Source organism: Streptomyces sp. NPDC005808, from assembly GCF_042871385.1.
Taxonomy (GTDB): Bacteria; Actinomycetota; Actinomycetes; order Streptomycetales; family Streptomycetaceae; genus Streptomyces.
In genome coordinates, this window is the sequence record NZ_JBIAIK010000008.1 from 1 (window position 1) to 13540 (window position 13540).

Consider the following 13540-nt stretch of genomic DNA (forward strand, 5'->3'; position numbering starts at 1 on the left):
AAACCCGGGGTGTGGGTGGGGGGGGGGGGGGGCGCGCGGGGGGGGGGGGGGGGGGGGGGGGGGGGGGGGGGGGGGGGGGGGGGGGGGGGGGGTTTTCGCCCCCTCCGCCCCTACCCGTCCCGTACCTGGGGGCTGCCGCCCCCAGACCCCCGCAACGGCCTCAACGGCCTCGTCCTCAAACGCCGGACGGGCTGGCTACTTCAGCGCGAACTCGCACCACACCGCCTTTCCCCCGCCCGGGGTACGCCGCGCCCCCCAGTTGGAGGCGATCGTGGCGACGATGGCGATGCCCCGTCCGGCCTCGTCGGCGGGCTCGGCGCGGCGGCGGCGGGGCAGGTGGTCGTCGCCGTCCGTGACCTCGATGATCAGGCGGCGGTCGGTACGGCGCAGGCGCAGACGCATGGGCGGGGTGCCGTGCTGGAGGGAGTTGGCGACGAGTTCGCTGGCGGCGAGGACGCCGAGGTCCTGCAGCTCGGCCGGGAAGCGCCAGCTCGTCAGGACGCCGGAGGCGAAGGCACGCGCGCGTGGAGCCGCTTCAACGCCGCCGAGCAGCTCCAGGGCTGCGTTGCGGAAGAGGTCCCGGTCCGGACCCGTACGGGCGGGGTGCTGGAGGACCAGGACGGCCACGTCGTCGTCGTGGTCGGCGGTGACGCCCGCCGAGCGCACCAGACGGTCGCAGACGACCTGGGGGGTGCCGGTGGCACCGGCGAGGGCACGCTCCAGGGAGGCGATCCCCTCGTCGAGGTCCTCGTCGCGGCGCTCGACGAGGCCGTCGGTGTAGAGGACGGCTGTCGAGCCGGGGCCGAGTGGGACCGAGCCGGAGGCGTGCAGCCAGCCGCCGGTGCCGAGCGGCGGGCCGGTGGGTTCGTCGGCGCGCACGACGGTCCCGCTCTCGTCGCGGACGAGGATCGGCAGGTGGCCCGCGGAGGCGTAGATCAGCCGCCCCTCGTTGGGGTCGTGGACGGCGTACACGCAGGTGGCGATCTGGTTGGCGTCGATTTCGGCGGCGAGGCCGTCGAGGAGCTGCAGAACCTCGTGCGGGGGCAGGTCGAGGCGGGCGTACGCGCGTACGGCGGTGCGCAGTTGGCCCATGACCGCTGCCGCCCGGACGCCGCGGCCCATGACGTCGCCGATGACGAGCGCGGTGCGGCCGCCGCCGAGGGTGATCACGTCGTACCAGTCGCCGCCGACCGCGGCCTCCGTGCCGCCGGGATGGTAGGTGGCCGCGATGCGCAGGTCGTCGGGTTCCTCCAGCTCCTGCGGGAGGAGGGAGCGCTGGAGGGTGACCGCTGTCTCGCGCTGGCTGCGCTCGCTGGCGCGCAGCCGCTCGGCGGCTTCGGCGTGGTCGGTGACGTCGGTGGCGAAGATCAGTACGCCGCCGCCCTGGCCTTTCGGGGAGGTGTCGACGGGGGTGCAGGTGAAGGTGTACGAGCGGCCGTTGGAGGTTTTGCGGGACTTGACCGTGCGGGACTTGGCGCTGCGCAGGACCTGGTCCAGGAGCGGGAGCAGGCCGAGCTCGTCCAGTTCGGGGAGCGCTTCGCTCGCCGGCGCGCCGACCGGTCGTACGCCGAAGGCCACCGTGTAGGAGTCGTTGACGTACGCGACGCGGTGCTCGGGGCCGTGGACGAGGGCGACGAGGGCCGGGACACGGTCCAGGACGTCACGTACGGGCAGTTCGTCGACGGCGGGCACGGGAGGCGCGTCGTCGGTCAGCTGCTCGGCGCGGGCCGCCGGCACGGGAGCGCCTTCCCCTCGCAGGTCCGGGGAGACCGTGTGTTCGGTCTGCGCCGCGGTGCGGCGCTGCGTTCCGGGGAGCCGGGCGCTCCAGCGCGTGAAGTTCACTGTGGGGAAGGCCTCGTGGGTTAGAAGGGCGAGCGGTGGGCCCGCCCAAGGTCGTGGACCAGTCTGGCCGACCGGACCGACATCCGTCGGACGCCGTCCTGACCGGTGGAGTTCCAGGGTCCGGTCAGGACGACCCCTTCGGGCCGAGCTTCGGGTCGAGAGGATGCTTTCCACCGGCCGCGAGTTCGAACTCCGCGCGGGGATGTTCGAGCGAACCGAGAGAGACGATCTCCCTCTTGAAGAGCCCCGACAGGGTCCATTCGGCGAGCACACGGGCCTTGCGGTTGAAGGTGGGCACCCTGCTCAGGTGGTAGACGCGGTGCATGAACCAGGCAGGATAGCCCTTCAGCTTGCGCCCGTAGACGTATGCGACACCCTTGTGCAGCCCCAGGGAGGCGACCGAACCGGCGTACTTGTGGGAGTACGTTTCGAGCTGCTCGCCGCGCAGGGAGCGCACGATGTTGTCGCCGAGGACCCTGGCCTGGCGCACCGCGTGCTGGGCGTTGGGGGCCGTCTCGGTGCCGGGCTCCGCCGTGACGTCGGGGACGGCGGCGGCGTCTCCCGCTGCCCACGCGTGCGTGGTGCCGTCGACGGTCAGCTGGGGGGTGCATTTGAGGCGGCCGCGCTCGTTCAGGGGGAGATCGCAGGCGGCGAGGAGCGGGTGGGGTTTCACCCCGGCGGTCCACACGACCGTACGGGTCGGGAAGCGGGCGCCGTCACTGAGGACGGCGATCCGGTCCGCGCAGGAGTCGAGGCGGGTGTCCAGCCGTACGTCGATGTTGCGGCGGCGCAGCTGGGTGACCGTGTACTTGCCCATCTCCTCGCCGACCTCGGGGAGGATGCGGTTCGAGGCCTCGACGAGGATCCACTTCATGTCCTCGGGCTGGACGTTGTGGTAGTAGCGGGCGGTGTAGCGGGCCATGTCCTCCAGCTCGCCGAGGGCTTCCACGCCCGCGTAGCCGCCTCCTACGAAGACGAAGGTCAGAGCCGCGTCGCGGATCGCGGGGTCGCGGGTGGAGGAGGCGATGTCCATCTGCTCGATGACGTGGTTGCGCAGGCCGATGGCCTCCTCGACGGTCTTGAAGCCGATGGCGTACTCGGCGAGACCGGGGATCGGGAGGGTGCGCGAGATCGAGCCGGGGGCGAGGACGAGTTCGTCGTACGAGAGGTGTTCCGCGCCCGCGCCCTCCTCCTCGCCGGCGAGGGTCGTGAGGGTCACGGTTCGCTTGGCGTGGTCGATCGACTGGGCCTCGCCGATGACGATCCGGCAGCGGTCCAGGACCCGGCGCAGCGGGACGACCACATGGCGCGGCGAGATGGAGCCCGCGGCGGCCTCCGGAAGGAACGGCTGATAGGTCATATAGGGGTCCGGGGAGAGGACCGTGATCTCGACTTCGCCCCGTTTAAGTTCAGCCTTCAACTTCTGCTGGAGCCGCAGAGCGGTGTACATCCCGACGTAGCCGCCGCCGACCATGAGAATGCGCGTACGTTCCTTCACCACCCCATGACGCACCCAGCTCTGGAGTTTGTCCACAGCCTCGACAATTTGTGTGACCGGCGGTCGTCAGCGTGGAGGGCGGATCGAATCGCCGGATTACGAGGAAGAAGTGCAGGTCAGTAAGGGTGCAGGGGGTGTTGACAGGAGGAGCAATAAGGACGTAAGTGATCCGTACTCCGATCGGGGGGCGCTCCGTGCGGAACCTGCCCCTTCTGAATTGACCCCCTCTCAACTATGTTCGTGTGACGACGGGGTGTAGGGGGATGCGCTCGACGAGTCCGTAAGACGGACTCGTGCACACAGGCCTGTTCCGCGCGCTCCGGCTGCCGATGGCGGGGAGAGTCTCCGGGGGGAGACGTCATTACCGGGGGAACGCTTATGCACATTCAGGAATCTCATTGGTCATCCGCGTCTGCCACCGCGTCCGGTGGCATCGTCGGCGCGGCAGCGGGCGGCGACGGCCGCGGTCCGGGCACCGGATCGCGTACGACACCGCTTCGCGTGGACGCACAGCGCAATCTGGAACACGTACTGCGCGCGGCGCGCGAGGTCTTCGGCGAGCTGGGGTACGGCGCGCCCATGGAGGACGTGGCGCGGCGCGCCCGGGTCGGCGTGGGCACGGTGTACCGGCGCTTCCCGAGCAAGGACGTCCTGGTCCGCCGGATAGCCGAGGAGGAGACCTCCCGGCTGACGGACCAGGCGCGTGCGGCACTCGGGCAGGAGGACGAGCCGTGGTCGGCGCTCTCGCGCTTCCTGCGCACGTCGGTGGCCTCGGGCGCCGGGCGGCTGCTGCCGCCGCAGGTACTGCGGGTCGGCGTCGCGGAGGACGGCGCTGAGGCGGAGCAGGCACGGGTACCGCAGCAGCGGTCCCAACTCGCCTCCGAGCTGCGGCTCGTCGAGCAACGGCCGGTGTCCGCGGAGGAGGTACTGGTCGCAGCGGCGGACGACGCGGGTGCGGCGCAACTGCTCGACGTGGTGGGCCGGCTGGTGGAGCGGGCGCGTGCGGCGGGCGAGCTGCGGCCCGACGTGACTGTGGCGGACGTACTGCTGGTGATCGCGACGGCGGCACCCTCGCTGCCGGACGCCGCTCAGCAGGCGGCTGCCTCGGCCCGGCTCCTCGACATCCTGCTGGAGGGGCTGCGCTCGCGCCCGGCGTGAGCGGCACCACTGGGGACACCACCTCGGGACACCACCTCGGGACACCACCTCGGGGCACCATCTCGGGGCACCATCTCGGGGTTGCCGGTGGCACGGCAAGGGCTCGCTCCGGGGAGGCGATCCCCTCGTCGGGGTCCTCGGACACCGGACAACGGACGTCGGGCTTTTCTGGGCGCGGGTGCTGCGGGCTCCGGCACTCGCGCACCGGGCCCGCCGGTCACACTCGGACATTTCAGGCGCGCCGCCAACTCCCTGTCGGGGGCCGTTCGTTGACTATTCCCCAAAAGAGTGACGGCTAGTGCTGACGTGTGGGAAGTCCCCACGGACGAGTGGTAGGTCCGTACGGGGGCGTCAAGTCCCTTGTGCCTGTGGCAGTCTTGCCCGGTATTCGGGTCCGAGTGTGCAGGCGGGGGCTTTAACGCGATGAGCGTTGACGGGCGGGACGAGTCACTCGGTGGCGCGGACGGCGGCACGGAGACCGGCGGGCTGCCGTCCCGGCAGGTACCCAGCCAGGGCGGTCCGCAGGGCAGTCCGCAGGGCAGTCCGCAGGGTGGCGCCCCGGGTTCCGCGCCCTTGGACGACGGGCCCGATCCCAGCGTCCCGCCGCAGCGCGACCGGTTCGACCCGCGGGAGGGCGGCGGCGTCCTGCCACCTCCGTTCGATCCGCCTCCGTTCGATCCGTCTCCGTTCGATCCGTCTCCGTTCGATCAGTCTTCAATCGATCAGTCTTCAATCGATCTGCCGTCGTCCGACGCCGATCTGATCGCGCGGATGCGCGCCGGCGACGACACTGCGTACGAGGGGCTGTACCGGCGCCATGCCGAGGCCGTGCGCCGGTACGCCCGCACCTGCTGCCGGGACACGCACACCGCGGACGACCTCACGGCCGAGGTGTTCGCCCGCATGCTGCAGGCCGTCCGCGGCGGCAGCGGCCCCGAGCACGCCGTACGCGCGTATCTGCTGACCACCGTCCGCCGGGTCGCCGCGAACTGGACGAAGACGGCGAAGCGCGAGCAACTGGTCGAGGACTTCGCGGTGTTCGCCGCGCAGGCCGCCCGCGGCTCGGAGGGGTCCGACAACGACACCCTCGACCTCGGCGCGGACGTGCGCGCGATGCACGAGGCCGAGCAGTCCATGGCCATGCAGGCGTTCCGGTCGCTGCCGGAGCGCTGGCAGGCCGTGCTGTGGCACACCGAGGTCGAGGACGAGTCGCCGAGCGACGTCGCCACGCTCTTCGGGCTCGACGCCAACGGCACGCGGGTGCTGGCCAGTCGCGCCCGCGAAGGCCTCAAGCAGGCCTACCTCCAGGCGCACGTGAGCACCACGCTCACCATGGACGAGGAGTGCGCGCGCTACGCCGACCGGCTCGGCGCCTACGCCCGCGGCGGGCTGCGTACACGCGCCGAGCGCGGGCTGCGCAAGCACTTGGAGGAGTGCGCCAAGTGCCGCCTGGCAGCGGGCCAGATCAAGGAAGTCGCCAGCGGGATTCCGTCGCTCGTGCCGATCGCCGTCATCGGCTGGTTCGGTGCCGCCGGGTACGCGAAGGCCGCCGCGCTCATCGCCGGCGGGGCCGGCGCGGGTGCGGCCGGAGCGGCGGGTGCGGCCTCCGCGGCGGCCGGCGGCTCCGGCGGAGCGAGCGCGGGTGGCGGCGCGGCGGCCTCCGAGGGGCTCGGCGCACCGGTGAAGGCCGGTATCGCGGCGGGTGTCGTCGCGGTGGCCGCGACGGCGATCGCGCTCGCCCTGGCCGGCAACGAAGTGCCGCCCAAGAAGCCCGAGGCCAGGCCAGCCACCTCGCCCGCCGCCGAGGTACCACTGCCGTCGCCCAAGCCGCCGAAAAAGGCACCCGCGCCCAAGCCGCCGGTGGTGCCGGCGCCCGAGCCGACCCCCACTCCGACGTCGCCCACCCCCACTCCGAAGCCCACGCCCAAGCCCACACCTACGCCCACTCCGTCGCCCACCCCGACTAAGCCGAAGCCCGCGCCCAAGCCGACGCCTCCCCCGGCCCCCACTCCGACCCCGCCGCCTCCGCCCGCGCCGGTCGTCTACCAGTGGAGCGAGCTGGACTACAACATCAACGGAGACGGCACGAAGCCCGAGATGCGGCTCGGCGAGAGCAGTTGGGTGTGGCAGCGCTTCGGGGTGTCGATCGCTGACAAGCAGTACCCGCACGGAGTGACCGTCCACGGCCACTCCTCCGTCACCATCGACCTGAACCGCAGCTGCTCGGCGTACGACGCCATGGTCGGTGTCGACGACATGACACTGGGCCTGGGGCGGGTGCGCTTCTCCGTGTACGCGGACGGCTCCCGCATGTGGCAGTCGCCGCTTGTCAACGGCGGCGACGAAGCCATCCCCGTCCATGTGAACCTCACCGGCCACAAGACCATCCGCCTCGTCGTCGAGCCCCACACCGTCCTCGACGCGCCGGCACTGGCGGACTGGGCGGAGTCGAAGTTCCTGTGCGAGTGAGTTAACGGCCTGCGGAGTCGGAATTCGCGTGTGAGCTAGGCGTCGACGGGGTGCTCTTTCACCGCCTCGGCCAGGTCCCGCACGGCGTCGTCCCGGGTGAAGTCCGCACCCGCGGCGCGCTCGGACTCGTAGCGGACGGGGCCGAGGGCCGTGAGCGCGGCGGCCTCCGTGCGCGCGGCCACCGTACGCTCCTGGGCGCGCCGGGGGTGGCCGCCCCTCCATCGCGTACCGACGCCGAGCAGGCGGGCCGCACGCGGGTGGTCGCCCAACTCTGAGAGAAGGACCGCGGCGCGGTCGACGAAGGCGGCCAGCACCACGTCGGCGCAGCGTGCCGCAACCGCCGCCGGCAGGGCGTCGGACAGCTTCCGCAGACCGTGCACCGGACCGCGCTGGGCGGCCGTGATGACCGCCTCGACCCCGTCCAGAGCCGCCACGAACTGTGGGGGCGGGGTACCTCGGCTGCTCTCCACGCGTGCCTGCTCGTACAGTTCGTGGGCGAGGGCGATCTCCCCGTCGTCCAGGGCCAACTGGGCACGCAGCATGTGGACGAACGCGCGGGCGTCCGCCACCCCGTACTGCTCGGACGCGGCGCTCGCCTCGTCCAGAGCCGTCAGTGCCCCGGCCCGATCACCCTCGCGGTAGGCGATCTCGGCCAGCCGTGCCGTCAGGAAGGGTGTCTCGGCGTACGCGCCCACCTCGAAGGAGAGCCGCAGCGCCTCCTCGTACTCCTCCTTGGCCTCGTGGAAGAGGCTGCGCGACATGGCCGCCTCACCGGCCGCGCTGCACACGAGGGCCCGCATCCAGCGGTCGCCCACCCGGCGGCTGAGCACGCGCAGCTCGGCCAGGTCGTCGTCCACGCCGGGCATCCCGCCAGGGGCATCGACGGCCAGGTGCGTACGGAACATCAGGATGAAGCCGACCTCCCACTCGCCGCCGTACAGACGGCAGTTGGCGATCGCCGCGTCCATGGCGGGCCGCAGGTCCTCCGTGCTGCCCATGTAGTAGGCGGCCAGCGGCCAGATGATGCCCGGGAGGGTTGCCGCTTCCGGGCCACCTCTTTCGAAGACGGCCCGCACACGTGCGGTGTACTCCCGCATCGGCCCGTCCTCCTGCCCGGCCAGCGGGTCGGTCTCCACCACCATGAACAGGTACAGCATGCGCAGCCTCATCCGCATGGCATACAGCGGGTGACGCTCGCCGTGGTCGGGGTCGGGGTTCTCCAGGAAGGCCGCCACCGGGTCGGCGGCGGCCAGAAAGGCGAGGGGCGCGTCCTGGCCGCGGCCGAGGGAGTCGCCCCGCCTGCCGCACTGACCAGGAGCGGGCGGGGCGATGTCGCTGGTGACCGCAGACAGCCGCAGCGCCAGGTCCGTCCACTCCGCGCACTCGCGGCGGAAGTTGCGCAGCCACCAGAACCAGCCCATGGCGAGAACGAGGGCGCCGGCCTCCTCCTCGTCGCGGCCGAGAACGGCGCGGTAGACGGCCGCCCGGATGTTGTCGAGCTCGGTCTCCAGGCGCCGGATCCACGGCAGTTGCTCGGCTGAGCGCAGCAGCGGTTCGGCCTTCTCGACCAGCTCTCGCACCCAGGCGCGATGGCGCCGCTCGGCCTCGGCGCGCTGCTCCGGGACCTCGGCGGCGCGCTCGGCGGCATACTCATGGATCGTCTCCAGCATGCGATACCGCATGCCGCCGCCTTCCCCGCCTTCCTCCTCGTCTCCCGGGTACGCCGTCGCGACGATCAGGGACTTGTCCACGAGCGACCCGACGAGGTCGGCGGCGGGGCCGGTGCACACCGCCTCCGCGGCCTCCAGGTCCCAGCCGCCCGCGAAGACGGACGCCTCGCGCAGGACGGCGCGCTCCCGCTCGTCGAGCAGGTCCCAGGACCAGTCGACGACGGCGCGCAGGGTCTGCTGGCGGGGCAGCACCGTGCGGCTTCCGGAGGTGAGGAGCCGGAAGCGGTCGTCGAGCCGGTCGGCGATCTGCCGGGCCGTGAGCAGCCGCAGCCGAGCGGCGGCCAGCTCGATGGCCAGGGGCAGACCGTCGAGCCGCCGGCAGATCTCGTCGACCGCCGTGGAGTCGTGGAACTCGGCGTCCGCGTCGGGACGGACGGCCGACGCCCGCTCCAGAAAGAGGCGGCGCGCCGGATCGGGCGGCAGGGGCTCGACCGGGCGCAGCAACTCGCCCGGGACGCCCAGGGGTTCACGGCTGGTGGCAAGGATCGTGAGGCCGGGGCAGTGCGTGAGCAGGGTTTCGGCGAGTTCGGCGGCGGCGCCGATGACGTGCTCACAGTTGTCAAGGATCAGGAGCTGGCTGCGCGGGGCGCAGTACTCGACGAGCAGGGCGACCGGGTCGTCCTGCGGTCCCGCCATCTCGTTGGTGATCAGCACGGTTTCGCGCAGACCGAGGGCGCTGACCACGGCACCGGGGACCGCCTCCGGCCGGTCGAGCGGAGCGAGCTCGACCAGCCACGCCTGGGGAAGCCCGGCGGCGGCCTCCTCGGCGAGACGGGTCTTGCCCGAACCCCCCGGTCCGGTCAGAGTGACCAGTCGTGCCCTCTGCACATCCGAACGGATGGCGTCGATTTCGGGTTCCCGACCCACGAATGAGTTCAGACGCGGACGAATGTTGCCGTTTCGGGTGACGGGGGAGAGATCTCCGGGCGCCGGATTCCGAGCCCCCGCGTCCTGAGTCGTCAGCCCCCGGGCCTGCGCATCCGCACCCGCCGTCCGGGGCGGTCTCCCGTTCCCCGTCCGCTCCCCCTCGCGATCCCGCTCCAGCAACTCCGCTTGCAGAGCTCGCAGTTCCGGACCGGGGTCCGTTCCCAGCCCGTCCTTCAGGCGGCGGCGCGTCCTCTCGTACGTGGCCAGGGCATCCGCGCCACGGCCGGCGTCGCGCAGGGCGCGGATGAGCAGGACGTGCAGTGCTTCGTCGTACGGGTGCGCCTCCGTCAGTTCCTTCAACTCCGGTACGACGTCCTCGGCGCGGCCGAGTCGCAGGTCTGCCTCGACACGGGTCCGGGTCGCCTCCACGCGGAGGGCTTCCGGGCGGGTGGCGGCGGTGCGGTCGGGGAGGTCGGCCAGGGCGGGGCCCCGCCAGAGGGCGAGTGCGTCGCGCAGGTGGGTGGCGGCGGTCCGGGCGTCGTCATGTGCGAGCGCGGACTTGCCCTTTCCCACGAGGTGCTCGAAGACGAACAGGTCCACGTCGTCCTTGGCGGCGCGCAGGCGGTAGCCGCCCGTCTCCGAGGTGACCCTGTCCTTCCCGATCGCCCGGCGCAGGCGGCCGATCAGGGCCTGCAGCGCGGCGGGCGCGTCCTGTGGGGGTTCCGCCGCCCACACCTCGTCGATCAGCGTGTCCGGGGCGACCGTGCGGTCGGGGCGCTGCGCCAGGGCGGTGAGCAGCGCGCGGACCCGGGGGCCGCCCACCGCTACCCGGGCTCCCCGGTCGTCCTCCACCTGGGTGACCCCCAGAATCCCGTAGCGCACCCGCCCCATTCTCCCCGCCCCACCCCTCCACAGCACCGCCTTTCTGCGGCAAGCCCCCGGGGAGCCCCGACCGGGATGTCCAACCACAACCGTTTTTCCGCCCCCTCCGCCCCTACCCGTCCCATACCTGGGGGCTGCCGCCCCCAGACCCCCGCCATCGGCCCGTAGGGCCTCGTCCTCAAACGCCGGACAGGCTAAAAATCTCCCGCCGGGCCGGGACTTGAGAGTGGTCCCCCTCGGGTGGGTGGGGGATCGGGACGGCCCCGCCCCGCCGACCGAGATCACCGGCGAAGGCCCAAGAATGCGCCCCCCGGGTGGACGGAAGCACCAGTGGGCGGGATGGCGCCGCCCCGCCCTCAAGCCCCCGAGGGGCGGAAGACCGCCGGGCCGGAGCTGGAAGGTGTTGCCGCCCCCGCAGCAGCAGCCGAATGACGGCGGAAGGGGGCGTGCCGGTACGTCCAGATGCCCGTCGCGTACGCCCGCGTCACCGGACCCCCGCACCCTTGCCCGACGCCTGATCCGGCGGCGACGGACGGGACGTACCGGCACTCCCCCGACCCACCCACTCACCGGCACCCGCACCGGCCGCCACCGGGGCCGGCACCGCCACCAACCAGCACGCGCACACGCGCACGCACAGCTACCCCCGCCCCCCAGCCCCCGCCCCCAACGCCCGCCCCTGCGGCACGATCCCCGCCGGCACCGCCCGCTGCCGAGCCGGCGTCCCGGTCCAGCAGGTCCCCCGCCGTGCCAGCAACCGCCGCAGCCACAGCTCCAGGGAGACCAGATCCGCCAGCCCGTCCAAGGGCAGCGGCTCCCCCGACGCAGCCGCGCGCAGCGCCTTGCGGACGACGCGTGCCTCCACCAGGCCGGCTTGCGCCAGCAGAGGCGTGTCGAACAGCGCGATCAGGGAATCCGCGGCGACCCGCAACCCCGTACGCGCGGCCGCCGCCGAGGAGGCGTGGGACGGCGCGCCCCACCCGGCCGGCAGGTCCCCCACCCCGGCCCCCTCCAGCACCGTACGGAGGATCGCGGCACGGGCACCGGGCTGAACCCGCAGTGCTTCGGGCAGGGCGCGGCACGCGCGTACGACCTGGTTGTCGAGGAACGGCGCGTGCAGCCGCTGGAAGCGGATCTCGGCGGCCTGCTCCAGGACGCGCAGATCGGAGGCGTGGCGCGCGAGGGCCGCACGCGCGCGGAAGTCGCCCGGCCGCTGCCCGGGACCGACGCCGGGCCGGCCCGAGGCGACCTGCAGGCGAACCGATACTTCAGCGAGCGCCTCGCCGGTCAGCCAGCGCGCGGCCGGCCCGGGTCTGGCCCAGGTGAGCGCCGCGAGCGAGGCCCCGACGGCACCGCCGGGTTCCTCGAACTGCCGCTGCATCAGGCGGTCGGCGAGGACGTCGACTCCGGTGCGGTACGGCGTACGGGCGAGCTTGCGCGCAGCGCCGTACACGCGCGCGGGGACCATGACGGAACCGTCCGCCTTGGTCAGCGCGGCGACGGGCTTCACCAGGTGACGGCGTTTGCGGTCCATCAGGAGGTCCGCGAGCCGGGCCGGGTGGGCGTCCATGACCTGCCGGGCGCCGTACCCGGTGAAGTGATCGGCGCTCCCGGCGGACAGCCGGGCCCGATGCCGCGCGGCTGTCACGAGGGAGGGCCCCGGCTCGTCGGTGAGCGGCCCGTCCAGGTCGGCGTACGGAAGTGTCTCCTCGCCCCCGGTGACCACCACATGGTGCAGCCGGGGATTCGCGGCCAGGGAGCCCGCCCGTTCCAGCTCGGACTCCCGCCCGCTGACGGCGAGGTCGTTGAAAGTGACTGCCAGGAGTCGCTCCCCGGCGCCCGTACCGTGCCCGAGGACGGTCCCGGGCGCTCCCGGAAGCCCCGCCGCGAGCAGGGCCAGCGTCCCCGAGGCGGGTCCTCCGGAGAGGTCGGCGCCGATCCCCGGGACGGGCATCCCACGCGCGGCCCGCCGCTCGGCCGGTCCCATGCCGGGTACGGGCCCGGGGTCCACATCGGTCCCGGGCACGTGCCGGGGCGCGGCGAGACGGGCGCGTACGGCCTCCACGAGGGCGTCGCGTACGGCGTCCACCGCGCTGGTGGGATCGGCCGAGGGGGTGGCGACGGCGAGGGAGGCGGTCTGCTCGTAGCTTGCGATCTCGCGCGCCCCGGCGCGCAGGATGAGCGCGTGCCCCGGCGGAATACGCCGTACGCCCTCGTAGGGAGTCGAGTCGTGCACCGCGGCCGGTACGTCGGGGGCGGCCAGCAGCGCCGCCAGGTGCCCGAAGTCGAGGTTGGCCTCGATGAGGTCGGCCAGCGGCAGGGCGGCGGTGGCGTACGCCGTACCGCCCGCCCAGGGGGTGTAGAAGACGGGCCGCGCGCCCGCGAGATCGCCCGCGACCATGAGGCGACGGCCGACCTGGACGACGGCGGTGTAGCTGCCGGACCAGGCGGTGAGATGGCGAAGTGCCCCTCCGCGCGCGGCGAAGAGTCCCACCCGCAGTTCTTCGTCGGAGGCTCCGCAGATGCCGAGGACGGCCATCCGGTTCTGCTCGTCGGCCTTCACGACGCGCACCTCGTCGGGACGCCAGTCACCGACGGCCCAGAGCGGATCGGGATCGCCCCAAAGGAGTTGGGAACCCACCGGGTGAACGGTCTCCCCGTCGCTTCCCGTGGCGCCCGCCGAGCCGACCTCAGGCGCTCTGGCGACGGTGCTGCTCCACCCCACCAACCATCGCATCGCCGCCTCCACAGGCTGTGGACAACCAATGCACCGTACGAACTGGGCACCATGCTGCCACGAAGGAGGCACACGGGAGGGCACCTGGGGCGGCTTGCGCTCCCTGAAGTGCGCCCCCGTAGGGATGTATTGAGCCCGTCAGGAGCAGTCCGACGGCGAGGCACCGTGGACATACCGGCAACGAACGAGCAGCGGTCCAGCGACGGACCGAGGACCGGCTGAGCGACTGACCGACTGGCGACCGACCGCCTGACTGCTGACGGCTGATCGGTAACCGATCAACAGCGGACCTGCGGCCGGTCGGCCGTGGACCGAACCAACCACCACCGAATCTGCGACGTGAATGCGCCCCCGATA

6 protein-coding genes are annotated in these 13540 nt (G+C 72.7%); 2 read left to right on the forward strand and 4 right to left on the reverse strand.

From position 1 onward, the window contains the following. Positions 1–195: 195 nt before the first annotated feature. Positions 196–1842 carry a SpoIIE family protein phosphatase gene (locus tag ACFYPC_RS18990; protein ID WP_388677321.1) on the reverse strand — a complete coding sequence of 549 codons (1647 nt, stop codon included), beginning with the start codon at positions 1840–1842 and terminating at the stop codon, positions 196–198. A 124-nt stretch (positions 1843–1966) separates the two neighbouring features. Beyond that, the gene (locus tag ACFYPC_RS18995) at positions 1967–3343 is read right to left on the reverse strand and encodes an NAD(P)/FAD-dependent oxidoreductase (RefSeq protein WP_388678062.1); all 1377 of its coding nucleotides are present in this window, start codon (positions 3341–3343) and stop codon (positions 1967–1969) included. A 375-nt stretch (positions 3344–3718) separates the two neighbouring features. Between ACFYPC_RS18995 and ACFYPC_RS19000 the strand changes: the two genes are divergently transcribed. Together ACFYPC_RS19000 and ACFYPC_RS19005 are read left to right on the forward strand one after the other, a co-directional pair. Continuing rightward, positions 3719–4498, forward strand: coding sequence for a TetR/AcrR family transcriptional regulator (locus ACFYPC_RS19000; RefSeq protein ID WP_388677324.1), 780 nt, complete (start codon positions 3719–3721; stop codon positions 4496–4498). 423 nt (positions 4499–4921) lie between these two features. Continuing rightward, positions 4922–6967 carry a sigma-70 family RNA polymerase sigma factor gene (locus ACFYPC_RS19005; protein ID WP_388677326.1) on the forward strand — a complete coding sequence of 682 codons (2046 nt, stop codon included), beginning with the start codon at positions 4922–4924 and terminating at the stop codon, positions 6965–6967. 35 nt (positions 6968–7002) lie between these two features. On the opposite strand, the gene ACFYPC_RS19010 is transcribed toward ACFYPC_RS19005, so the two are convergent. Both ACFYPC_RS19010 and ACFYPC_RS19015 read right to left on the reverse strand, forming a co-directional pair. After that, a complete protein-coding gene (locus ACFYPC_RS19010) occupies positions 7003–10455 on the reverse strand; it encodes a BTAD domain-containing putative transcriptional regulator (protein ID WP_388677329.1) in 3453 nt (1150 codons plus the stop codon). Between the two features lie 631 nt (positions 10456–11086). Further along, positions 11087–13183, reverse strand: a complete 2097-nt coding sequence (locus ACFYPC_RS19015) for an asparagine synthase-related protein (protein WP_388677332.1) — start codon at positions 13181–13183, stop codon at positions 11087–11089. Positions 13184–13540 lie beyond the last annotated feature (357 nt).